Source organism: Shinella sp. HY16, from assembly GCF_028534175.1.
Classification (GTDB): domain Bacteria; phylum Pseudomonadota; class Alphaproteobacteria; order Rhizobiales; family Rhizobiaceae; genus Shinella.
Genome location: NZ_JAHYXL010000001.1, coordinates 742981 through 764326, shown reverse-complemented (window position 1 = coordinate 764326; position 21346 = coordinate 742981). Strand labels below are relative to the sequence as shown.

Here is a 21346-nt window from a genome sequence, read left to right as displayed (position 1 = left end):
GGATCCTCGATATCCTGTTGGGGATGAGGCGCACGGAAGGAGACGGCATCCGGGCGCGGGGGCGCCGGACTGCACGCTTCCCGGCCGCCCGCCGCAGCCAGTCACGATCATTCCCAAGGCTGGTTTCCGGGCTCAGGAGCGTCCGTCAGGACCGTCGCGGCGCCTTCCCGGACTTTCTGTCCAGTGGCGTCTCGCCGCGCGTTTCTCCTACACCGTTGCGGGGGCAGCGCCGGATTTCAACCGGCTTCCCAATTCTCCGCTCTTCGTCAGAACGGCACCTCGAGTGTCCTTATCTAAACGCAAGACCGGGCAAACGACATGTCAGTTAGCGACATGCCATTCCGATTTGGCGACAGAGATAAAATGGGCAGAGGCAAGCCAACCTCAGGCCTAATTGCATATATTTCAATCAATTATGCAAAGGAAACGAGCAACATGAATACCCTTTGGGCCACCTGGCCTGCCCGGTGACACAATTGTCATATTGCGACCCCTCCGGAACCTTTGGAAAAAGCGGGGGCGGATTGGCAAGGAATGCTTAACGCCGTTTCCATAAACTTCATCGCATCGGGGCGCGAGGATGGAGTGCCGACGCGTGCAGCAAACCAAGTTCCGTTACTACGACGCAGTCGCCTACAAGCGCGCGAACCAGCCGAAATCGGCCGCCCATACCGAGTTCCTGCGCACCGGCCGCATCGACCGGAATGTCAGCTGGAGCCCGAACGAGAAGCGCTACCTCAGCTACCAGGAAGTGGCCGAGCGTACCGGCCGCAAGCTGGAGAATGCCGGCAGCGTCACGCATGACCGCATCAACGGCTTCCACCAGTCGATCCGCTTTCCCAAGCTGATCTTCCACCGCACGCTCGCCCAGACACCGCATCTCGGCTATTGCCACATCACCGTCGCCAATTCCCGCTTCGCGGAATTCGAGAATGTGCAATGGGCCTTCTACATGGCCAATTTCTTCGCCGAGATCGGTGAGGAGGAGCAGTTCTTCGCCGACATCTCGAAGAAGGCCGGGCGGATGTATTTCGCCGTCGCCATCACGCCGGCAGAAGAGGAAGGCCGCCTGCAGATCGACCGCAAGGTGCGCGGCAACGGCGTGCTCTTCCGCACCGACGATCCGAAGCTTGCCATGAAGAACGTGCTGATGCTCGGCGCGCACAACGAGGCGCTGCGCAAGATCATCCGGGCGCTCTAACCCCTACCCTGCTGCGTCAGGCCACCCCGGACGGCCGGTAGATCAGCCACTCCTTGCCGGCCGGCACCTCGTCGCCGCGGCCATAGACGACGATCTGGTCGCCGCCCGCGCCCCGCGCCTCCGCCAATGCCCGCTCGCAGGCCGCCGAAAGGTCGAGCGCGCTGTCGGCGCGGTCCGTCATGCACACGCCGGCAGACAAGGTGAGGTGACCCAGATTGCGCCCGGTGCGCGGATCGCGCAGCGCCACCGTCTGGAAGGCGGCGCGCAGCAGGTCGATCAGCCGCGTCACCTCCCCTTCGTCCGCGGTGTGAAACAGGAAGCCGAAGCGCAGGCCGTCGAAACGCACGGCCAGCTCGCCGGCGGGAAAAGCCTGGCGGATAAGGCCGCCGTAGAAGGTGACGAGATGATCGGACAGGGCCTCGATCTGGCCGGCGGAGAACCGCCGCTCGGCATCCACCTCGGCGATCGCGACGCCGCAGAGCATCGGCAGGTCCGGATTGACATAGACCCGGGCGAGCGCCTTGTTGAAGGCACGGCGGTTGCCGAGCTTCGTCGGCGGATCGACGAACTTCATCGCCTCGAATTCCGCCATCTCCCTCTGGATGCCGTCCATGACGACCGATTGCGCGGCGACCTTCTCCGCCATCTCCGCCGTATGGGTGACGCGCAGTTCGGTCGCGCGCTGCAGCGCCTCGAGCGAGGAGCCGAGTGCGCCCTCTCCGAGGCTGCCGGCATCACGGATGACCTGCGAGGCCTCGCCGATCAGGCGGCCGTAATCCGACAGCGAGGTGCGTTCCTGGCTGAGCAGATCCATGAAATTTGCCATCTCGTTGCTGATGGCGCCGGCCGAGCGCTGCAGCACGCCCGCCTCATGCTGGTGCGGCAGATACTTGCGGCCGAGTTCGTCGAGCGCGCCCTGCGTCTTGTATTTGCCGAGCGCGATGAAATCGCGCACCAGATCGGGATTGCACCCCGCATAGGCCTCGTAGACCAGTTCATAATTGCGCGGCAGGCCGTCGATGCCCATCTGCTTCATCGCCGTTGCGACGCGCAGGGCGATATCGGTCGTCGAGGATTTCTTATGCGCCATCAATGCGGACCTGCTGCTTGATTTTTCAACCCTCCATAGCAGCCACCACTTTCGGCCGATCTAATCCGGTCGCTCGCATTTTAGGCAATGGGCAACCCTTGGCTTTTGCGGGAAAAGCCCTGTAAAGGAAGCCCGGACAAGGAAGGACGACATGGCTGATATCGTGGATACGCGGACGGATGCAGAGACGGCGCTGGCCCGGGCCTGCGAAGCGCTCGGCCGGGGCGTGCCGGTCGCCATTCCCACCGAGACGGTCTACGGCCTTGCCGCCGACGCCACCAACCCGCTGGCCATCACGCGCATCTACGAGATGAAGGGACGGCCACGCTTCAATCCGCTGATCTGCCACATGGCCGACCTCGCCATGGCAGAGGAGCATGCGGTCTTCGATCCGCTGTCGCGCGCGATCGCCGAGGCCTTCTGGCCGGGGCCGCTGACGCTCGTGTTGCCGATCCGCCCGGAAAGCGCCATCCATCCGCTCGCCCGCGCCGGGCTCGACACGATCGGCATCCGCGTGCCCAAGGGCTTTGCCAGCCGCCTGCTGTCGGCCTTCGGCCGACCTCTTGCAGCGCCGAGCGCCAACACGTCCGGCCGCATCAGCCCAACCACCGCCCGGCATGTCGCCGAGGATTTTGGCGCAAAGCTCGAGCTGGTTCTGGATGCCGGGCCGGCCGTCGTGGGGCTGGAATCCACCATCCTCAAGGTCGAGGGTGACACGATCCGGCTGTTGAGGCCGGGCGGGCTGGATGCCGCCGAGGTCGAGCGCGTCACCGGCCTGAAGGTGGTGCGCAACGAAAAGGCGGGGGCCGCGATCGAGGCGCCGGGCATGCTTGCCTCGCATTACGCGCCCGATGCACCGGTGCGGCTCAATGCACACAACGTGGCGCCCGGCGAGGTGCTGATCCGCTTCGGCGGCGCGGCATTGCCCGGCGAGGCCGATGCCGCACTGGTGCTGGACCTCAGCCCCAGCGGCGACCTTGCGGAGGCCGCCGCCAATCTCTTCGGCTACATGAAACGGGCGGATGCGGCCGGCGCGCGCGCGATCGCCTTCGCGCCGATCCCCTCCCGCGGCCTCGGCGAGGCGATCAACGACCGACTGCAACGCGCGGCTGCCCCGCGCGGCTGACCGCTGCGAACCGATCCAAGCGCACCAGCCCTGTGCGAGGCGGCGCCAACGAGGACAGAGCCATGACCCAGGCGACGCTTGCCCCAGATCTCATCGACCGCTTTGCCACCATCACCGGCCCGGCCCACGCCCTGACGGCGGAGCGCGACATCGCGCCCTATCTCGTCGAAAGCCGGGGGCTCTATCACGGCACCTCGCCGCTGGTGCTGCGGCCGGGCTCCGTCGAGGAGGTCTCGAAAATCCTCGCGCTCGCCACGGAAACGCGCACGGCCATCGTCCCGCAGGGCGGCAATACCGGCCATGTCGGGGGCGCGGCGCCGCGTGAAGGGGCGACGGATGTCGTGCTGTCGCTCTCCCGGCTCAACCGCATCCGCGATGTCGATCCGGTCGGCAATGTCGTCGTCGCCGACGGCGGCTGCGTCCTCGCGGAGATCCAGAAGGCGGCCGAGGCCGCGGACCGGTTGTTTCCGCTGTCGCTCGGCTCGGAAGGCTCCTGCCAGATCGGCGGCAACCTTTCCACCAATGCCGGCGGCACCGCGGTGCTCGCCTATGGCAACATGCGCCAGCTCTGCCTCGGCCTCGAAGTCGTTCTGCCGACCGGCGAGGTCTGGAACGGCCTGCGCCGGCTGAAGAAGGACAATACGGGCTACGACCTGCGCGACCTCTTCATCGGCGCGGAAGGCACGCTCGGCGTCATCACCGGCGCGGTGCTGAAACTCTTCCCGCGGCCGCTCGGCCACGAGGTGGCCTTTGCCGGGCTGAAATCCGTCGCGGATGCGCTCGCCCTCTTCGAACGCGCCTCCAGCCGCTGCGGCACCGCGCTGACCGGCTTCGAGCTGATGCCGCGTCTCGGCGTCGATTTCACCACGCGGCACATTCCGGGCGTGCGCGACCCGCTCGCCAGCCGGCATGACTGGTACGTGCTCGTCGATATCTCGACATCCGACGCGGCGGAGACCGCCGCGCGCATGATGGAGGCCCTGCTGGCCGAGGGCATCGAGACCGGGCTCGTCGAGGATGCGGTGATCGCCGCCAGCGAGGAGCAGCGCCGGGCGCTGTGGCACATGCGCGAAAGCATGTCGCCGGCGCAGAAGCCGGAGGGCGGCTCGATCAAGCACGACGTCTCCGTGCCGGTCTCGACCATCCCGGCCTTCATGGCGGAAGCGGATGCGGCGGTCATGAAAGCCATCGACGGGGCGCGCATCTGCTCCTTCGGCCATATGGGCGACGGCAACATCCACTATAACATCTCCCAGCCCGTCGGCGCCGACAGGGACGCCTTCCTCGGCCGCTGGCGCGAGATCAACGACCTCGTGCACGCCATCGTGCTGAGCTATGGCGGGTCGATTTCCGCCGAGCACGGCATCGGCCAGCTGAAGCGCGACGAGCTCGCGGCGGTGCGCGCGCCGATCGAGATGGACCTGATGGCAAGGATCAAGCACGCCTTCGACCCCGCCGGCATCATGAACCCCGGCAAGGTCGTCAGGGGCTAGCCTATTTCCGCTTTTCTTCGAACAGCAAAAACGCTCTCTCTATCTGTTTGATGCAGTTCCGGGCGTAAAACCGCGCCGCGCTTCTGCTGGAATTGCGCCAGGCGATCAGCCGCCGGTGCGCAGCTGCGCCAGCGACATCATGAGATCGGCACTGATGCCGGCCGAACCCGAACTGGTGAGCACGGAGAGCGCCGGATCCGTCGTGCTCTGGTTCTCGAGATCGTAGAGCACGGAGAACTTCACGATCATCTTGGAGACCTTTTCCGAATCCTGCAGGTCCTTCAGCTCGAGATAGCGCTCGACCATGTCGGCCTGGGCGTCGACATCCGCGCTCGCGATCTCGTCGGGCAGCTGGTAGAGCACCTTGAAGACTTCGAAGAGCGCGTCGTCGGCCAGCAGGTCGTAGGGGCTCGAAACCGTTTCCGCCTTGCGCTCGAAATAGAGCGCGAGGCGCACGCCGGCATTGTCGTTGCCCGCATCCGCCTCCAGCTTCTGGCGCACGTAGCCGTCGATCGTCTGGTAGATGCCGCGGCGCGACTGAATCTCGGCATCGTCCTGCCGCTCGACCTGGCCCTCGGCATTGAAGTTGAACGAGGCCACGATCTGGCGATAGGCGCGGTCGGGCTGCTGGTTGGCGAAACTGTCGGGGTCGTCGAGGTCGGAGGTGAAGATCTTCGCCATGAACTCGGCATCGACGCTCTTCGTATCGATGCCGTTGGCCGTCAGCACGAAGGCGACGAGGCGCGGATCGGACAGGAATTCCTTGACGCTGTCGATCTTCTGCATCTGAAGGGAGTAATATTTCGCCTCCTCCTCCGCCAGTTTCTTGTCATCTTCCGTTCCGAAACGGGATTTGGCCGTCACATAGGCGCGCGACATGACGAGGATCTCGGATTCGGACTGTGCCAGCTTCGGCGCCGTGATGTTGCCGTCCGACCCGAAATTGAACGCCTTGGCGAATTCGACGAAGCGCGGGTCGCCGAGCTGGTACACGTAGCTCTTCGGATCGTTGAGATCGCTCTTCAGCACGTTCTTGACCGTCAGGGCCGAGACCTTGGCCGGATCGAAACCGAAGGCCTTCAACGCGAAGTCGTAGAGGCTCGCCTCGCCGACGAACTCGTTGACGGTCTTCACCGCGCCGATCTGGCTCTTGAACCGCCGGATGGCCAGCTCGTCCGCCTCGTCGTCCTTGTCGTTGTAGCGGCTCATGTAGCCGGAGGCGACCGTTGCGGTCTGGGTCGCGGTCTGCGCCGCATCGCCGGCGGCCAGCGTGCCGTCCTCCTGGAAGTTGAAGGCGGCGCGCAGGGCGAAATAGGCTTCCTTGTCCGATCCGCCGAACTTGTTGATGTAGCTGTTGGCGTTGTTCGGGTCAGGATCGCTGGTCAGGATGTTGGCGATGGTCGAGCTGACGATCGACAGCTTGTCGAGGCCGAAGGCCACCTTGAGATAATTGACCATGCGCGGATTGCCGGCAACCTCGCTTGCCGTCGTGACGCTGCCGATCCGGCTTTCGAAATACTCCTTGTGGATCAGCGCGGCGGCCGATGTCGCGCGCGGATTGGAGAGTGTGTAGAGCTCGGTTGTGCTCGTCTTCTGGCTGGCGTTCTGCACCGTGCCGGCGACCGCCGTGCCATCGGCGGCAAAATTGAAGGCGCTGGCGAGCGTGCCGTATTTCTCGGCATTGGCGATGATGGCGCTCTGGCGAACGATCTCGGCCCTGAGCTGGGCGATGCGGGCCGCGTTGGCGTCGTTGGGTTCGAGTGTCGCCAGCTCGTCATTGGCTGCCTGCATGGCTGCCTGCGCGGCGGTCGCCTTGGCGCCGAACTCCGTGTTGAAATAGCTGGCGGGATCGTCAAGGTCGCTGGTCAGCACCCCGCGGATCGTCTGGCGCGACCAGGTCGACGGATCGATGCCGAAGGCCGTGAAGACGTAGCTGCGCAGCCGGTCGTTGTTGAGCAGCTGATCGACGCTGGTGACCGTGTCGATGACGGCATTGTAGTAGCGCGTCTCCTCCTTGATCGCCGCGCCGGCATTGGCCGCCGTCGCCGAATAGAGGCCGATGATCTCGTCGAGCTGCACCTCGGTCTGCGCCGAGGCGGTCGACGCCTCGAAGCTGAAGGCGGTGGCGAATTCCCGGTAGCGCGAATCCGTCAGGAGGTTGACGAAGCTGTTCGCATCCGACGTATCGCTTTCCAGCACCTTGCGCATGAAGGCGGTGGCATAGGTCATCTCCTCCAGGCCATAGGCTTTCATGGCATAGGAATAGAGCTGGTAGTCGTCGAGGAACGCGTCGACGCTGGTCACCTTTCCGATGTTTTCCTTGTAGTACTCGGCCTCGCGCGCGGTGACCGTCTCGCTCGCCGTGCGGTCCAGCGACACCAGCATGTCACGCGCGATGAGGTTGTAGCTCGTATAGGTGGACAGCATCGGAGGGGTCTCTTTCGACAATGCGGGCGGGCCGATCGGGGGCCACTCTCGCGCGCGAGGCTTGTCCCGACCTGTCGCACGCGTTCACCTCTCCTAAACCCTAGCCCGTGCGGTTTTGCTAACCATCAGGAACTGCAAAGTTTTCTTAACCGCGATTTTTAAGCGGCTCGGAAGGGGGTGCGCCTATTCTCGCCCTCAGAGGACGAAAAGTCCCGATGAGAAGACCGGACACCGGCTCTCAAGGAAAACAAGGGCGAAAGACATGCTGAATACCGTTTCCAAGCCGGCCTGGGCCGGCACCACGCTCCGGCTCGATCCCAAGCGCTTTCCGCAGCAGGTGACCTTCGAGCTGCGCGCCGAGGGAACCGACGCCACCATCACGCTCGACGAACGCGGCGCCGTGCTGCGCAAGGTTCTGCCGTCCAGCGGCCTGCCGCTCTCGATCGCCCTGCCGGCCCGCGCCTTCAAGGGCGTCGCCGCCCGCGCCATCGACCACGGCAACGGCGACGTGACCGTCACCCTCGAACTGCACCACGACGATCCGGACCTCTGCATCCCGCTCCTGGTGGCGCACGACCTGTGCGACATCGCCGCCGACTGGCGCAGCTGGGCCGAGGCCTACCGCATCCCCATGCTGATGGTCGAGGCCGACGGCATCGCCCGGCCGCTCGACGACAACCTGACGGTCGGCAGCCGCCCCGCCAAGCAGCGTCGCCGCCACTCCTACTTCGCCGACCGCCGCCCCCGCTTCCTGGTGCGCCGCACCACCGGCAAGCTCGGCGTGCAGATGAAGATCGACGGCCGGGAAATCATTGCCCGGCGTTGAGCCTGGGACAGCCGCATGACCTCCAGAAAAGCCGGCCGTTCCCTGCGGCCGGCTTTTTCGTGCGCCCTTGCCTGTTCCCTCCGGAACACTTTTCCCGTGCCCGGCGTGGGAAACAGCGTTCAACACACCGGGTTCGTACCGGGGAACGCGAAGCAAGGGACAGATCACGATGGCAAAGTTCTTCACCACCCTCCTCGGCCGCATCCGCACCGTCGACAGCGCGACCGTCGATCGCGTTCGCCCGCCACGCCGCGGTTTCGAGATCGCCCTTCATCCGACGACGCTGCGGCGCGGCGAAGACCGTCCGCAGACCGGCTCGCGCGGGCCGCGGCACCGCTGATCAGGCGAACGGGATGGCGACGGTGAGCGCAAGGAAGAGGCAGAGGCCGACGACGCCGTTGAACTTGAAGAGTGCGAGGCACTGTTCCGGGTCGTCGATGTCGAGCGTGGCGATCTGCCAGGCGAGCATGGCGGCAGCCACGCCGAGGCCGAGCCAGGCGACGATGCCGATGCCGGCAAGCCAGAAGGAAAGCGCGATCAGCACGACCGTCAGGCCGTAGAGGCCGATGAGCCATCCCGCGGTCTTCTCGCCGAAGAGGCGCGCGGTGGAACGCACGCCGATCAGTGCATCGTCCTCCTTGTCCTGGTGGGCGTAGATCGTGTCATAGCCGATGGTCCAGGCGATGGCGGCGACGTAGAGCGCCAGCGAGGCAGCCGACACTTCGGAAAATTCCGCCGCCCAGCCCATCAGCGCCCCCCAGGAGAAGGCCATGCCGAGGAAGAATTGCGGCCAGTCGGTGAAGCGCTTCGCGAAGGGATAGATGGCGACGATCGCCAGCGAGGCGATGCCGAGCACGATGGTGAAAAGATTGAACTGCAACAGCACGACGAGGCCGACAAGCGCCTGCAATGCCATGAAGATCTTCGCCTGCCGGCGCGTGACGCGGCCGGAGGGCAGCGGACGCGAGCGGGTGCGGGCCACCGCCTGGTCGATCTCGTGGTCGACGAGGTCGTTGTAGGTGCAGCCGGCGCCGCGCATCGCGACGGCCCCGACGAAGAAGAGGAAGAGCTGTGTGACGAAGCGCGCAAGATCGAAGGTGCCGATCGCCGCCGAGACATTGGCCGCCAGCGCCGCCGACCAGAGGCACGGCAGGAGGAGAAGCTGCCAGCCGATCGGCCGGTCCCAGCGGGCGAGCTGCGCATAAGGCCAGGCCGCGCGCGGCAGCACGCGGTAGACCCAGTTTCGGGACGGCGCATCGGCGACGCGGCCGGAATCGGAGGGAGAGCTGATCATTCCCCTAGATCGCAAGCCGCCCGGCGCCGGTCAAGCCGGCACCGCGCCGCAGGGTAGGTCGCGCGCGCCGAAAAGGTTACGGCAGCGTGAAATCGAACCGGTAGGTGGCGGAAAGGCCGATCAGCACCTGATCGCGGCTGCCGCGCTCCTTGACGAGGCTCGACTTGGCCGCGTCGCCAACGAGGCGCTTGTATTCGGCAAAGGCGCTCGTCTCGATCTTCTCGTTGACCTGCCAGGTGATCGCCGCGCCCGCGCCCACCGAGTGGATGCCGCCGTCGGGATCGTAGGCGGAAAGACCGGACTTGGCGACCTGGTTCGGCTTCACGCCATAATAGGTGTCCATATAATCGTTCGAGGCGAGCGTCACACGCGGGCCGGCCGAGATGCGCACATCAGGGCGCACGTCGACGAAGGCGTCGGCCGCGATATCGGCAACGATACCGTCATGGCTGCGGATGCCGTGGCGCACCTCGCCGCGCACGCGCAGCCAGTCCGTCGGATAGGCTTCGGCGAAGGCGCCGAGTTCGCCGCCGAACTTCACCGGGGTCAGGCCGCGCAGATCCTTCGAATCGTCGTCGTCACGCGGCATCACGAGTTTACCCGTCGCACCGGCACGAAAGCCGCCATTGTCGATCAGCGCGAAGGACGGGTTGTCATTGCGCGAGGAGAAGCGGACGGTGCTGCCCGCCTTGCCGAGCGAGATCATCGGCGTGACCTGGAACAGGTATTTTTTCGCCCCCTCGTAGCGCGGCGCGGCAAAGCCGGCGGCGCCGACCTTCAGATACCAGTCGCCGGACCAGAAATAGCCGCCTTCGCCGGCAAGGGCGGAAACGGGCACAAAAAGGAGAGCGGCCGCAGTCATTGCGGTCGAAACACGGATACTCAAGACACAATCCTCGCTTCACCGGCAGACCCGCCGCGGGCTGCCGAAACCTTTGATTGCGTGAACATTAGCTGCGTTTCATTACCGCTTTGCTAACCATCCGGCCCGGCGGCGCGCGGAACGATTCGGCCGCGCCGACGTTTTTACGGGGAACGAACAAGGAGTTTCCCGATGACCGTCAGCACGATGGAACTGAAGCTGCAGGCGATCCGCAACGACAGCGGCCTTTCCCGCAAGGAGAAGATCGCCAGGCTGGAAAAGCTGCGCACCGAAGCCCGCGCTCTCCAGCGCGCCGCCACCGAAAGCGCCATGGTGGAGGATGACGGCTGGTACGAGGACGTGCACCTGATCGACACGGAGCTGGAGGCGCTCGGCCGTACCGTGGAGGAAAAGGGCGCGGCGACCCTATAGGGGCGGTACCGTGCAGTCACGGCAGCGGGATGAGGGGCAAACCTGACATTCTCCTCCCCGCGCGCACTCCCGGTCCCGGCAGCCCTTGACCTTTCAGCCCCATCCCCTTAACCCGCCAGCAACGAAGGACGGATCGAGGATATGGGCATGAAGGTTCTGTTGATCGGATCGGGCGGGCGCGAACACGCCCTTGCCTGGAAGCTGGCGCAATCCCCCTTCCTCGAAACGCTCTACGCCGCCCCCGGCAATCCCGGCATCGCCGACTGCGCCACGCTCGTCGCGCTCGACATCGAGGATCATGCGGCCGTCGCGGCCTTCTGCAAGAAGAACGGTGTGACCTTCGTGGTGGTCGGACCGGAAGCCCCGCTGGTCGCGGGCATGGCCGACGAGCTGCGCACCGCCGGCATCGACGTCTTCGGCCCCTCGGCCGCCGCCGCGCAGCTCGAAGGATCCAAGGGCTTCACCAAGGATCTCTGCGCGAAATACGACATTCCCACCGGCGCCTACCAGCGCTTCACCGACGCCGCGGCCGCCAGGGCCTATGTGGAGCGCGAAGGCGCGCCGATCGTCATCAAGGCGGACGGACTTGCCGCCGGCAAGGGCGTGACGGTCGCCATGACGCTCGACGAAGCGCTGGCCGCCGTGGACGACTGCTTCGACGGCGCCTTCGGTGCGGCGGGCGCGGAAGTCGTGGTGGAGGCCTTCCTCGATGGCGAGGAGGCGAGCTTCTTCTGCCTGTGCGACGGCGTGAACGCCCTGCCGCTTGCTTCGGCGCAGGACCACAAGCGCGTCGGCGACGGCGACACCGGCCCCAACACCGGCGGCATGGGCGCCTACTCGCCCGCCCCCGTCATGACGCCCGACTTGGTCGCGCGCACCATGAAGGAGATCATCGAGCCGACGATCCGCGGCATGGCGGCAGACGGCCATCCCTTCCAGGGCGTGCTCTTCGCCGGGCTGATGATCACCGCCAAGGGCCCTGAGCTCATCGAGTACAATGTGCGGTTCGGCGACCCGGAATGCCAGGTGCTGATGATGCGGCTCGAAAGCGACCTGCTCCCGATCCTGCATGCGGCCGCGACCGGCCGGCTCGACACGGTTTCCGCCAGCTGGCGCGATGCCCCCGCGCTCACCGTCGTCATGGCCTCGAAGGGTTATCCCGGCGCCTACGAGAAGAACACGCCGATCCGCGCGCTGCCGACCGACGACGCAGCCAGCAAGGTGTTTCATGCCGGCACAGCCCTGAAGGACGGCCAGCTGGTGGCGACCGGCGGGCGCGTGCTCAACGTCACGGCCGTCGCCGCGACTGTCGCGGAGGCGCAAAAGGCCGCCTATCAGGCGCTCGACCGGGTGGAATGGGACAACGGCTTCTGCCGCCGCGACATCGGCTGGCGCGCCGTCGCGCGCGAAAAGGCGTGAGGTCCGGCACGAAAAACCCCGGATCGCTCAAATTTTACCATTTCCCCTGACGGGACCGTAACCGGCGGGCGCTATTCTCCCTACAACCATAAGGGAGAACCGTTGATGCGTACCCTGCTGCCGACCTTTGCTTTCATGCTTCTCGCCGCCCCCGCCCTTGCGGGTTCGATCGAGCCCGTTGCCGGCGCATCGTCCGAGGGTTCGAGCATTTCGGCGGTCCGCTGCGGCGACTGCCCGGCGCTGAAGCCGAAGCCCAAACACGCCACCTACCAGGTCGATGCCATCGACCCCGGCACGCAGAAGGTGGAGATCCGCGAGGAGAACGGCGAGCGCAAGATCTTCCGCACCGAAGCCTGGATGGGCGGCTCGCCCGTGCTCTTCGTCAGCAAGGCCCCGGCGGAAGTCCGGCAGGCGGCCGCTGTCGAAACGACGGTGGACGAGAAGGCCACGGCCGTGGAAACCGTCGATGCCGGCGCCCATACCAGCGCGCTCGACGAGACCGCCGCCCGCAAGACGGCGGCGGCCGGCATGGCAACTTCACAGGAGTTTGATCCGTCAGGGTTTGAACTTCGGGTCAACTGACCCCATAGTGGGCACGCCCTGCCTCTCAGTCCCTCCAGGCTGACAGGAATCCGCGGAAGCGGACGTTTTGCGCCCCTGACCTCAAGCGGGGGCGCAGGCGTATCAGCCCCTCTCTCCGAGATCGCCGACCAGCCGATCGACCTCCCGGTCGGAATAGACCGCGATGCCGCCGCGCCGCAGCAGCGCCGCCGTCACTCCCTGCCCCGCATGCCGGATACCTGAAAACGTGCCGTCATAGACGAAGCCGGACCCGCAGGACGGGCTGCCGTCGATGAGCAGCGCATGCCGGCAGCCATTCTCCCGCGCCACGTCGAGCGCAATGCGCGCGCCCGCGATGTAGGCGGCGGAAACATCCCCACCGGACACTTCCAATACCCGCGCCCGGCCGTCGAGCACATCCTCGCCGTCAAGCCCGTTCTCGATCTCCGCTGGCGGCCGCGGCACCTGGAAGCCGCCGGAAAGCTCCGGACAGAGCGTCACCAGCCGCCCCTCCACTCGCCAGCGCTCGACCGCGCCATGGACAAGCGGCTTGGCCGACCCGTTGTACCGCACCGGCAGACCGGCAAGACAGGCGCTGATGAGGATCTTCGCCGACATCAGCGCCCTTCCCTCATCCCGCGATCTTGGAGAAATCCGCGACCGTGCCGGTTGCGGCGCGGATGGCGGAGAGCAGGGCGAGGCGGTTGGCGCGGATGGCGGGGTCCTCGTCGTTGACGAGCACGTCGTTGAAGAACTGGTCGACCGGGGCACGCAGCGCCGAAAGGGCTTCCATGGCGGAACGGAAATCTTCCTTCGAAACGGCGGCAGCGGCGTCCTTCGTCGCGGTCTCGACGGCGGCGTGGAGGGCCTTTTCGGCATCGAGCAGGAGAAGGTCGGCCGAGACGGCGCCTTCGACGACGGTGCCTTTCTTCTCTTCGGCGGCGAGAAGCTGCGTGGCGCGTTTGGTGCCGGCGAGCAGGTTCTGCCCCTCTTCCGAGGTGATGAAGGCCGTCAGCGCCTCGACGCGGCGGGCGACCATCAAGAGATCATCGGCTTCGGGCGTCAGCACGGCATCGATGAGATCGTGGCGCGCGCCCATGTCGCGGAGATAGACCTTGAGGCGATCGTGGAAGAAGACAACGAGGTCCGGATCCTTCGCGACGGAGGCGAGCGGCAGGCGGATGTTCTTTTCGAGCAGCATGCGGATGACGCCGAGGGCGGCGCGGCGCAGCGCGTAGGGGTCCTTCGAGCCGGTCGGCTTCTCGTCGATCGCCCAGAAGCCGATCAGCGTGTCGAGCTTGTCGGCGAGTGCGACGGTAAGACCGACCTTGCCGGCCGGTACGCGGTCCGAGGGGCCCTGCGGCTTGTAGTGATCCTCGATCGCCTCGGCCACCGCGGCGTCCTCGCCCTGGAGCGCGGCGTATTTCCGGCCCATGATGCCCTGCAGCTCCGGAAACTCGCCGACGGCCTCGGTGCGCAGGTCCGCCTTGGCGAGCACCACGGCCCGGTCGACGAGCGCCGCATCGGCGCCGATGACGGGGGCAAGTTCGCCTGCAAGCGTGCGGATGCGCTCGACGCGGGCGCCCTGGGTGCCCAGCTTGGCATGGAAGGTGACGTTCAGCGCGTCGAGCTTGGCCATGCGCTGGTCGAGCGGCTTCTTCAGGTCGAGGCCGAACTTTTCGGCCGATGCCTTCAGCGTGTCGAGGTCCGGCAGGTCGCGCTGGTCGCGCAGCCAGAAGTGCTTTGCATCGGAAAGACGGGCCCGAACGACCTTGCCGTTGCCGTGCACGATCTCCTTACCGCCGTCCTTCGCCTCGATGTTCGAGATGAGGATGAAATGGTTGGAAAGTGTTTCGGCGCCCGGCTTGCGAGTGACGAAGCATTTCTGGTTCGTCTTGATGGTGAGGCGGATGATTTCCGAGGGGATCGCCAGGAACTCCTCCTCGAAGGTACCCATCAGCACCTGCGGCCATTCGACGAGGCCGGAGACCTCCTCCAGCAGGCCCTCGTCCTCGACCAGTTCGAGGCCGTTCGCAAAGGCGATGTTGCCCGCATCCGTCGCGATGATCTGCTTGCGGCGTTCGGCATCGAGCACGACCTTCGCCTTCTCCAGATTGGCGACATAATCCTCGAAGCGCCGCACGGTGATCGCGCCCGGCGCATGGAACCGGTGGCCATAGGTGACATTGCCGGCGACGAGCCCGTCGACCTCGAAGGGCACGATGCGGGTTTCCTCCGTCTCCGAGCCGAAGGTGCAGACGATCGACTGCAGCGGGCGCACCCAGCGCAGCGCACCGGGCTTGGCCGAGGCGGCGCCGGAGCGCATCGATTTCGGCCAAGGGAAGTTGCGGATGATGCCCGGCATCACCTCGGCGATGATCTCGTCGGCCGGGCGGCCCGGCTTGACGATGTGGGCGACGTAGAAATCGCCCTTCTTCGGGTCCGAATGGACATGGGCTTCGGAAACCGAGGCGAGGCCCGCCTTGCGCAGGAAGCCCTGGATCGCCTGTTCGGGGGCCGAGGTCGTCGGGCCCTTGATGTCCTCGCGCACGTCGCTCGAGCGGGCGTTGAGGCCGCGGATATCGAGCGTCAGGCGGCGCGGCGTCCAGTATTCGCGCGCACCCTCATAGGTCAGGCCCGCATCCACCAGCGCGTCCGTGACGAGCTTCTTCAGATCGCCCGCGGCCTTCCGCTGCATGCGGGCGGGGATTTCCTCGGAGCGGAGTTCAAGCAGAAGATCGGGCATGTCAGCTTTCCTCGCCCTCCCCTTCGCCGGAGAGGGCCGGCGCAGCGGCCGGAGTGGGGTCAAAATCGTGCGCCTCTGCTAGCAAAGTTCGGCGGTGCTGTTCAACGGCAAATGTGCGCCCCGCCGCCCAATCGCGCCGAATAGGCGGACCGGACGGCGTTCCCGCCGGCCCGCGCTTGCCGTTCAGGCGGCGACGCTGGCCGCCACTTCCCTCGCCAGCTGCTCGAGCAGCCCCCGCGTTCCCTCCTTGCGGCCTTCGATGTTGCCGTCGCGATAGGCGCCCTGCTCGGTGAGGAGAAGACGCGTTCCGCCACCCTCCGCCTGAAACTCGGCCGTCAGCAGCGAGGCGGAGAGTGGTGCCCCGTCCAGCGTCATCGCATAGGCGAGGATGACGCATTCCCCCTCGCGCACCTCCAGGAAAGTCGTCTCGTTGGTCAGCACGACATCCGCGCCGGGCGGGCTGAACTTGCTGAATTCCTGCGCGCCGGCAGCGACGCGCCCGGCGGGCCGATATTCGTGCACCGTCCAGCCGTCAGAGCTGATGAGCCAGCGGTAACGCGCCTCGGCTTCCACATAGGCGGCAAAGACCTTTGCCACGGGCGCATCGTAGAGACGGTCGAGCGTGAAGCTGCCGTGAATGATCTTCGGATCGGTCATGTTCATTCCTCTTCCTTGGTTTCTTTCAGATAGGCATCGAGATGGTCGAGCTTGCGCTCCCACGGCCGGCTTTGCGCGGCAGCCCAGCGTTCCAGATCCTTCAAGGCCCCCGGCTTCAACGACACGGTCCGCACGCGGCCGACCTTTTCCGACACGATCAGCTTCGCCTCTTCGAGCACGCCGAGATGCTGCATCACCGCGGGCAGCGAGATCGGCGCGACCTGCGTAAGGCCGCTGACGGAGCATGGCCCCTTGGCCAGCCGCTCGACGATACGTCGGCGCACGGGCTCGGAAAGGGCGTTGAGCAGGATGTCTATCGGGTCTGAATGGTTAGGCATGCACTTAAGTATTGGAAGACGACCTTCCCTGTCAACAAAAAAACTTCAGCCGCGACTTAAGTGTTTGAGAAACGAGCTCCTGCGGCATGTGCCGTCGACGGAGCAAGCCAGCTGCCAATGATTGTGCCTGAGCCGGCCGGCTACCAGCCGCCGCCTCCGCCGCCACCGCCGCCGCCCCCGGACGAGCCGCCACCGCCGCCCGAGGAGAAGCCGGAAGAGGAGCTTTTCGGCGGATCCGGCAGGGAGGAGGTCATGGTGCTCGCCATGGAGCCGGCAAAGCCGCCCATACGATCGGAAAACCGGCCGGAGGAAAAGCCGTCGCCGCGGTACCAGACGGGCTGGTAGGCGGCAGCGGCGGCACCGGCTGCCGCGGCGGCGACGAGCCAGCGGTCGAAGGTTTCAGACCAGGGTTTCTCGACGCCCAGCGCCACGGCATAGGGCAAGAGGGTTTCGTAGTGGCGCGGCGACATGTCCGGCACGCCGGCCATGTTCATGCGGTCCTTCTCGGCAAGCGTCAGATACTGGCGCAGGCCCTCGATGCCGTCCATCATCCTGCGGCCGAGCGGCGTCGGCGCGCCCATCAGGAAGAAGAAGACGAGATTGGTGACGACGATGCCGCCGACGGCGGCAAAGAGCGGCATCTGGCCGGCGGCGGCGCTGGTGACGAACAGCGCAAGGATGATGCTGCCGAAGACCGTGAGGAAGACGAAGCCGACGAAGGCGATCATAACGACGGCGAGGATGCGCGCGCCGAGCGACTTCGCCCGCCGAAAATTCTGCCCGAGCGCCAGCGCGAAGATGGAGATGAAGACCGAGGCGAAGACCGGCAGGATGACGAGCGCGATGCCCTCCTCCGGCAGCGAGCCGAAGATGAGGAGAGCCGCAAGGCAGACGAGCGACAGGAGAATGCCGCAGATCACCTGCGGCCAGTTGGCAAGGTAATACTTGTAGCGGTGCTCCTTCTCCATCGCCTCGCTGAAGTCCAGGCCGAGCGTCTGCACCCGCTTGCCGTTCGACTTGTCGATGATGAAGGTGCTTCCCGCCGAGCCGACGGTCTTCAGCAGGGTCGCCTCGCCGGTCGGCAGCGCGCCTTCGACCGGCTTTTCCGTCCGGGTGACGGTGATCGAGGTCTTCAGGTCCTTCAATTCGACGAGACCCTTGACCGCAAGGTTGAGGAAAGCGGCGGAAATCGCCGTCCAGCCCTGCCCGCCGAAGCCTTTCTCGTCGATATAGTTGACGAGCGCCGGCGACAGGCCCTCCGGCGCATCCCAGCGCGGCACGATGACGCCACGCGCCGGATCGCGGCCCACGGAAAGCCAGGCCCAAAGGTAATAGCCGACGACCAGCACGAGCCCGCCGAAGGCGAGGAAAAGGTTGCGGTTGTCCTTGAGGAACAGGGTCCGCTCTTCCGCCGCCGTCGGGCGGTCGATGCTGCCGGCCGGCATTTTCACGCCGATCGTCAGCCCCTCGTTCGGGCCGAGTTCGCGCGTGGTCTCGAACGTTGCCCGGTTGCCCTGGTTTTCGCCGCGCGCGTCCTTGCCCGTGGCACCGAGCGGTCCGGTGAAGACGGTCAGTTCCTCCGCCCGCACCCCCTCGGGCAAGGTCACCGTCGCCGTGGCCTTGTCTATCGGAAAGGCCCATTCGGTGCCGGTGACGTTCCAGAAGAGTTCGTCATGCGTGTCGAAGAAACGGATCTGCCGCGTCGTCTCGTAGGTCAGGCGATACTGGTGGAAGCCGGGATCGAGGAGCACGTCGGCCGAGCCGAAATAGATGCGGATGCCGCGGCGGATGGTTTCCGTGCGGTAGGGCTCCGGCCGGCCGTCCCGCTCGACGCTGAGGATCTTGAAGCCCACCTCCCGCTCCCGCCCGCCGGCGTCGACGAAGGTCAGCGGAAAATCGCGATAGATGCCGCGGCGGATCTGGTTGCCCTCGGCGTAGACGCGGATCGTTTCCGTCACGGTCAAGGTGCCGTTCTTCGCGACAGCGATGTCGGAATGATAGCGGTCGAAATACTCCTCCGCCCGCGCCGCGTTGCCAGCCAGAAGGCAGAGCCACAGCGTCAGGACAACGGCAATCCGCATCATGAAGGGCTCCGGTATTAGAACTTGACGGTCGGCACGGCCCGGTCGGCCGGGTTCTCGATCTCGAAATAGGGCGCCTTCAGGAATTTGAAGAGGCTGGCGACGAGATTCGAGGGGAAACTTTCGACCTTGACGTTGAGATCGCGGGCGGCGCCGTTGTAGTAGCGGCGGGACATCTGGATCTCGTTTTCCAGTGTCTCCAGCGTCTCCTGCAGCTCGGCGAAGTTCTGGTTGGCCTTGAGGTCCGGATAGGCTTCGGCCAGCGCGAAGATGCGACCCAGCGCCTGGCTGAGCAGGCCTTCCGCCTGCGCCCTGCCCGCGACGTCCCCGGCCGGCACGGCCTGCGCCCGGTTGCGCAGCTCCACCACCTTTTCCAGCGTGTCCTTCTCGTGCGCGGCGTAGCCTTTCACGGTTTCGATCAGGTTGGGGATGAGGTCGGCGCGGCGCTTCAGCTGCACGTCGATGCCGGACCAGGCCTCCTCCTTCACCTGACGGGCTTTGACGAGGCCGTTGTAGAGAATGATGGCGTAGAGGACGACCACCGCCGCGATTGCCAGACCGATCATGAAAGCCTCCGCTCGTTCTTTGTCCCGGGCACGACCTTAGCATCCGCATCGCCGCAGAAAAGCCCCCCAAGGGGCCTGGCGCCGTCTCCTCTTTCTCAAAGCAGGCGAGCGCCCGCAAACCCTGTCACCCCGGGAACCGCGCCACCGCGCGCTTTGGCCGATAGTCGCTTCACCACCACACGAACCCTGAAGCAACCGCCATGAAAGCCCTCGTCCTCACCATCAACGTTCTCGGTTTCACCGCCCTCTTCCTCGCCTACACGATGGGCGCTGCGGTCGACCGTCCGAAGGGTGTACGCCGGGCGCTCCAGACCTATGCGGGCCAGCTTCCCACCGGCGCAATGCCGACGCTGAAGCCCGTCTGGGAACTCGGCGTGAAGGTTTCGACCCTCGCCTGAAGAAAATGCCGGACCGGCCGGACCGGAGAGGCACAACGAGGCATCCTGCTTTCCGCCTCAGATCGCGCGCGTGATGCCGCCATCGACGCGGATGTTCTGGCCGGTGATGTAGGCGGCGCCATCGGAGGCGAGGAAGGCCACCGTCGCGGCGATCTCCTCGCTCGTGCCGTAACGCTTCATCGGCACACCGTCGCGCCGCTCTTCGGTCGCCGGCAGGCTGTCGATCCAGCCGGGCAGCACGTTGTTCATGCGGATGTTGTCAGCCGCATAGGTATCGGCGAAGATCTTGGTGAAGGAGGCAAGACCCGCGCGGGCGACGGCCGATGTCGGGAACATCGCGCTCGGCTCGAAGGCCCAGGCGGTGGAGATGTTGATGATCACGCCGGACTTCTGCTTCTGCATGACCGGAGTGACGAGGCGCGTCGGGCGCACGGCGTTGAGGAAATAGACGTCGATGCCAGCGTGCCAGTCCTCGTCCGTCAGATCAAGGATCGGCTTGCGCGGGCCGTGGCCGGCGCTGTTGACGAGGACGTCGATACGGCCCCAGCGTTCCAGCGCCCCATCGACGAGCCGCTTCAGGTCGTCAATCGACTGGTTCGAGCCGGTGACGCCGAAGCCACCGGTCTCGGCGGCCAGCGCCTCGCCCTTGCCGGAGGAGGAGAGGACGGCGATCTTGAAGCCATCCGCCGCCAGCCGCTTTGCCGCCGCCGCACCCATGCCGCTGCCGCCAGCCGTGATGATTGCCACTTTTTCTACTGCCATCGCTTGTCTCCCTCTTGAGAACCGGTTGCGGGAAAGCCGCCTTTCTTCATTTTCCGCCAAGTGATATCATTGCTCCAGCAGGAGTGCGAGCCAGTTCCACTCTCATCATCCAGTAGAAAATCTACTCCATGACAGACGCCATACGACGCCTCCCCCCACTCAACGGCCTGCGTGTTTTCGAGGTGGTGACACGGCATCTCAATTTCCGGCTGGCTGCCGAGGAGCTCGGCGTCACCCAGGGCGCGGTGGCCCAGCAGATCCGCGGGCTGGAGGCCGAACTGGGGCTAAAACTGTTCGACCGCCAGCCGCGCATGCTCGCGCTCACCGAGGCCGGGCGCAGCTATGTCGCCAACGTCCGCCGCGCCTTCGAGCTGATCGCCGAGGCGACGGAGGCCCTGCGACCGGAGCCGCAGCACCTGACGATCAGCGTGACGCCGACCTTCGCCTCGAAATGGCTGATCCCGCGCCTGCCCGAATTCACCGCAGCCCATCCGGACATCGACCTGCGCATCCTGGCGACGGACCGGATCTCCAATTTCCAGACGGATGCGGTGGATCTCGCCGTGCGTTACGGCCGCCCGCCCTTCGGCCCGGGGCTCGATGTGGACCTCCTGTTCGAGCAGGTGCTGGTAGCCGTCGCCAGCCCGCTCCTCATCGAGAAGCTGGGGAACCCGACACGCCCGGAGACCTTCGCCCGCTACGCGCTGCTGCACGATGCGCATGACTTCTGGCCGCAATATCTCGAAACGGTCTTTCCGGATGGCACCCCCGCGGCAGCGAAGAACATCCGCTTCAACCAGACAGCCCATGCCATCGAGGCCGCGATCGCCGGCCAAGGCATGGTACTGGCGAGCCGGTTCTTCGTCGAGGAGGATATCCGCACCGGGCGGCTGGTTCGCCTGTTTGCAGGCGACATGCGTGCGGGGGCGGACTTCTATGCCGTCTCGCCCCGCAAGCCGCGCCACGCCGCATCCGTCGCAGCGGTTCGCGCCTGGCTGGCCACCACCGGCGGCCAGGCCTTTCGGAGCCCGCGTTTCCGCTGAAAGACGGAAACGCGGAAAAACAGG

At 65.8% G+C, this 21346-nt stretch carries 21 protein-coding genes and 1 riboswitch; of the genes, 10 read left to right on the top strand and 11 right to left on the bottom strand.

What is annotated here, in order from left to right:
• Window positions 1-100: 100 nt before the first annotated feature.
• Window positions 101-297: riboswitch (cobalamin riboswitch) on the bottom strand.
• Between the two features lie 298 nt (window positions 298-595).
• A complete protein-coding gene (locus tag K0P03_RS03740; RefSeq protein WP_023515271.1) occupies window positions 596-1201 on the top strand; it encodes a DUF6656 family protein in 606 nt (201 codons plus the stop codon).
• Window positions 1202-1217: 16 nt separating this feature from the next.
• Here the strand turns inward: K0P03_RS03740 and K0P03_RS03735 are convergent, their stop codons facing one another.
• The gene (locus K0P03_RS03735) at window positions 1218-2291 is read right to left on the bottom strand and encodes a GGDEF domain-containing protein (RefSeq protein WP_272788924.1); all 1074 of its coding nucleotides are present in this window, start codon (window positions 2289-2291) and stop codon (window positions 1218-1220) included.
• A 151-nt stretch (window positions 2292-2442) separates the two neighbouring features.
• Between K0P03_RS03735 and K0P03_RS03730 the strand changes: the two genes are divergently transcribed.
• Window positions 2443-3417 (top strand): L-threonylcarbamoyladenylate synthase, encoded by a 975-nt coding sequence (locus tag K0P03_RS03730; RefSeq protein WP_272788923.1) that lies wholly within the window; start codon window positions 2443-2445, stop codon window positions 3415-3417.
• 62 nt (window positions 3418-3479) lie between these two features.
• The gene (locus K0P03_RS03725; protein WP_272788922.1) at window positions 3480-4910 is read left to right on the top strand and encodes an FAD-binding oxidoreductase; all 1431 of its coding nucleotides are present in this window, start codon (window positions 3480-3482) and stop codon (window positions 4908-4910) included.
• 105 nt (window positions 4911-5015) lie between these two features.
• Here K0P03_RS03725 and K0P03_RS03720 read toward each other — a convergent pair whose 3' ends face one another.
• Complete coding sequence (locus tag K0P03_RS03720) at window positions 5016-7337, bottom strand: DUF1217 domain-containing protein (RefSeq protein ID WP_272788921.1); 2322 nt, start codon at window positions 7335-7337, stop codon at window positions 5016-5018.
• A 262-nt stretch (window positions 7338-7599) separates the two neighbouring features.
• Between K0P03_RS03720 and K0P03_RS03715 the strand changes: the two genes are divergently transcribed.
• Together K0P03_RS03715 and K0P03_RS03710 are read left to right on the top strand one after the other, a co-directional pair.
• A complete protein-coding gene (locus K0P03_RS03715; protein ID WP_023515266.1) occupies window positions 7600-8163 on the top strand; it encodes a DUF6101 family protein in 564 nt (187 codons plus the stop codon).
• Window positions 8164-8332: 169 nt separating this feature from the next.
• Entirely contained in the window at window positions 8333-8503 is a 171-nt protein-coding gene (locus tag K0P03_RS03710) for a hypothetical protein (RefSeq protein ID WP_024271035.1), read from the top strand.
• Here the strand turns inward: K0P03_RS03710 and ubiA are convergent, their stop codons facing one another.
• Together ubiA and K0P03_RS03700 are read right to left on the bottom strand one after the other, a co-directional pair.
• Window positions 8504-9457, bottom strand: a complete 954-nt coding sequence (gene ubiA, locus K0P03_RS03705; RefSeq protein ID WP_272788920.1) for a 4-hydroxybenzoate octaprenyltransferase — start codon at window positions 9455-9457, stop codon at window positions 8504-8506.
• A 76-nt stretch (window positions 9458-9533) separates the two neighbouring features.
• Window positions 9534-10319: a MipA/OmpV family protein gene (locus K0P03_RS03700; protein WP_023515263.1), complete on the bottom strand. Its 786-nt coding sequence runs from the start codon at window positions 10317-10319 to the stop codon at window positions 9534-9536.
• A gap of 192 nt (window positions 10320-10511) precedes the next feature.
• On the opposite strand from K0P03_RS03700, the gene K0P03_RS03695 reads away from it, so the two are divergent.
• The 3 genes from K0P03_RS03695 (at window position 10512) to K0P03_RS03685 (ending at window position 12752) form a co-directional block, all read left to right on the top strand.
• Complete coding sequence (locus tag K0P03_RS03695; RefSeq protein ID WP_023515262.1) at window positions 10512-10751, top strand: hypothetical protein; 240 nt, start codon at window positions 10512-10514, stop codon at window positions 10749-10751.
• Between the two features lie 147 nt (window positions 10752-10898).
• Entirely contained in the window at window positions 10899-12170 is a 1272-nt protein-coding gene (purD, locus tag K0P03_RS03690) for a phosphoribosylamine--glycine ligase (protein ID WP_272788919.1), read from the top strand.
• A gap of 105 nt (window positions 12171-12275) precedes the next feature.
• On the top strand, window positions 12276-12752 hold the full coding sequence (locus tag K0P03_RS03685) for a plant virulence effector HPE1-like domain-containing protein (RefSeq protein WP_023516157.1): 477 nt from the start codon (window positions 12276-12278) through the stop codon (window positions 12750-12752).
• Window positions 12753-12854: 102 nt separating this feature from the next.
• On the opposite strand, the gene K0P03_RS03680 is transcribed toward K0P03_RS03685, so the two are convergent.
• The 6 genes from K0P03_RS03680 to K0P03_RS03655 all read right to left on the bottom strand — a co-directional run bounded on the left by K0P03_RS03680 (window position 12855) and on the right by K0P03_RS03655 (window position 19119).
• Window positions 12855-13349 carry a DUF523 domain-containing protein gene (locus tag K0P03_RS03680; protein ID WP_023516158.1) on the bottom strand — a complete coding sequence of 165 codons (495 nt, stop codon included), beginning with the start codon at window positions 13347-13349 and terminating at the stop codon, window positions 12855-12857.
• A 13-nt stretch (window positions 13350-13362) separates the two neighbouring features.
• Window positions 13363-15477, bottom strand: a complete 2115-nt coding sequence (gene glyS / locus K0P03_RS03675; protein WP_272788918.1) for a glycine--tRNA ligase subunit beta — start codon at window positions 15475-15477, stop codon at window positions 13363-13365.
• Between the two features lie 183 nt (window positions 15478-15660).
• Entirely contained in the window at window positions 15661-16140 is a 480-nt protein-coding gene (locus K0P03_RS03670; RefSeq protein ID WP_272788917.1) for an SRPBCC domain-containing protein, read from the bottom strand.
• The gene (locus K0P03_RS03665; RefSeq protein WP_272788916.1) at window positions 16137-16472 is read right to left on the bottom strand and encodes an ArsR/SmtB family transcription factor; all 336 of its coding nucleotides are present in this window, start codon (window positions 16470-16472) and stop codon (window positions 16137-16139) included. The genes K0P03_RS03670 and K0P03_RS03665 overlap by 4 nt, the downstream gene beginning before the upstream one ends.
• Window positions 16473-16612: 140 nt before the next feature.
• A complete protein-coding gene (locus K0P03_RS03660; protein ID WP_272788915.1) occupies window positions 16613-18556 on the bottom strand; it encodes a DUF2207 domain-containing protein in 1944 nt (647 codons plus the stop codon).
• Window positions 18557-18570: 14 nt separating this feature from the next.
• Window positions 18571-19119, bottom strand: a complete 549-nt coding sequence (locus K0P03_RS03655; RefSeq protein ID WP_023515131.1) for a LemA family protein — start codon at window positions 19117-19119, stop codon at window positions 18571-18573.
• A gap of 200 nt (window positions 19120-19319) precedes the next feature.
• Here K0P03_RS03655 and K0P03_RS03650 point away from each other — a divergent pair, with 200 nt between their 5' ends.
• Window positions 19320-19517 carry a hypothetical protein gene (locus K0P03_RS03650; protein WP_023515130.1) on the top strand — a complete coding sequence of 66 codons (198 nt, stop codon included), beginning with the start codon at window positions 19320-19322 and terminating at the stop codon, window positions 19515-19517.
• A gap of 57 nt (window positions 19518-19574) precedes the next feature.
• Here the strand turns inward: K0P03_RS03650 and K0P03_RS03645 are convergent, their stop codons facing one another.
• The gene (locus K0P03_RS03645; protein ID WP_050743427.1) at window positions 19575-20279 is read right to left on the bottom strand and encodes an SDR family oxidoreductase; all 705 of its coding nucleotides are present in this window, start codon (window positions 20277-20279) and stop codon (window positions 19575-19577) included.
• Window positions 20280-20407: 128 nt separating this feature from the next.
• Between K0P03_RS03645 and gcvA the strand changes: the two genes are divergently transcribed.
• Window positions 20408-21322 carry a transcriptional regulator GcvA gene (gcvA, locus tag K0P03_RS03640; protein WP_207900536.1) on the top strand — a complete coding sequence of 305 codons (915 nt, stop codon included), beginning with the start codon at window positions 20408-20410 and terminating at the stop codon, window positions 21320-21322.
• Window positions 21323-21346: the final 24 nt, after the last annotated feature.

What these genes read in the sequence shown, in the direction of transcription:
- K0P03_RS03735 (WP_272788924.1), bottom strand. Translation starts at nt 2,291, where the DNA reads ATGGCGCATAAGAAATCCTCGACGACCGATATCGCCCTGCGCGTCGCA.
- K0P03_RS03730 (WP_272788923.1), top strand. Translation starts at nt 2,443, where the DNA reads ATGGCTGATATCGTGGATACGCGGACGGATGCAGAGACGGCGCTGGCC.
- K0P03_RS03725 (WP_272788922.1), top strand. Translation starts at nt 3,480, where the DNA reads ATGACCCAGGCGACGCTTGCCCCAGATCTCATCGACCGCTTTGCCACC.
- K0P03_RS03720 (WP_272788921.1), bottom strand. Translation starts at nt 7,337, where the DNA reads ATGCTGTCCACCTATACGAGCTACAACCTCATCGCGCGTGACATGCTG.
- K0P03_RS03715 (WP_023515266.1), top strand. Translation starts at nt 7,600, where the DNA reads ATGCTGAATACCGTTTCCAAGCCGGCCTGGGCCGGCACCACGCTCCGG.
- K0P03_RS03710 (WP_024271035.1), top strand. Translation starts at nt 8,333, where the DNA reads ATGGCAAAGTTCTTCACCACCCTCCTCGGCCGCATCCGCACCGTCGAC.
- ubiA (WP_272788920.1), bottom strand. Translation starts at nt 9,457, where the DNA reads ATGATCAGCTCTCCCTCCGATTCCGGCCGCGTCGCCGATGCGCCGTCC.
- K0P03_RS03700 (WP_023515263.1), bottom strand. Translation starts at nt 10,319, where the DNA reads ATGACTGCGGCCGCTCTCCTTTTTGTGCCCGTTTCCGCCCTTGCCGGC.
- K0P03_RS03695 (WP_023515262.1), top strand. Translation starts at nt 10,512, where the DNA reads ATGACCGTCAGCACGATGGAACTGAAGCTGCAGGCGATCCGCAACGAC.
- purD (WP_272788919.1), top strand. Translation starts at nt 10,899, where the DNA reads ATGAAGGTTCTGTTGATCGGATCGGGCGGGCGCGAACACGCCCTTGCC.
- K0P03_RS03685 (WP_023516157.1), top strand. Translation starts at nt 12,276, where the DNA reads ATGCGTACCCTGCTGCCGACCTTTGCTTTCATGCTTCTCGCCGCCCCC.
- K0P03_RS03680 (WP_023516158.1), bottom strand. Translation starts at nt 13,349, where the DNA reads ATGTCGGCGAAGATCCTCATCAGCGCCTGTCTTGCCGGTCTGCCGGTG.
- glyS (WP_272788918.1), bottom strand. Translation starts at nt 15,477, where the DNA reads ATGCCCGATCTTCTGCTTGAACTCCGCTCCGAGGAAATCCCCGCCCGC.
- K0P03_RS03670 (WP_272788917.1), bottom strand. Translation starts at nt 16,140, where the DNA reads ATGAACATGACCGATCCGAAGATCATTCACGGCAGCTTCACGCTCGAC.
- K0P03_RS03665 (WP_272788916.1), bottom strand. Translation starts at nt 16,472, where the DNA reads ATGCCTAACCATTCAGACCCGATAGACATCCTGCTCAACGCCCTTTCC.
- K0P03_RS03660 (WP_272788915.1), bottom strand. Translation starts at nt 18,556, where the DNA reads ATGATGCGGATTGCCGTTGTCCTGACGCTGTGGCTCTGCCTTCTGGCT.
- K0P03_RS03655 (WP_023515131.1), bottom strand. Translation starts at nt 19,119, where the DNA reads ATGATCGGTCTGGCAATCGCGGCGGTGGTCGTCCTCTACGCCATCATT.
- K0P03_RS03650 (WP_023515130.1), top strand. Translation starts at nt 19,320, where the DNA reads ATGAAAGCCCTCGTCCTCACCATCAACGTTCTCGGTTTCACCGCCCTC.
- K0P03_RS03645 (WP_050743427.1), bottom strand. Translation starts at nt 20,279, where the DNA reads ATGGCAGTAGAAAAAGTGGCAATCATCACGGCTGGCGGCAGCGGCATG.
- gcvA (WP_207900536.1), top strand. Translation starts at nt 20,408, where the DNA reads ATGACAGACGCCATACGACGCCTCCCCCCACTCAACGGCCTGCGTGTT.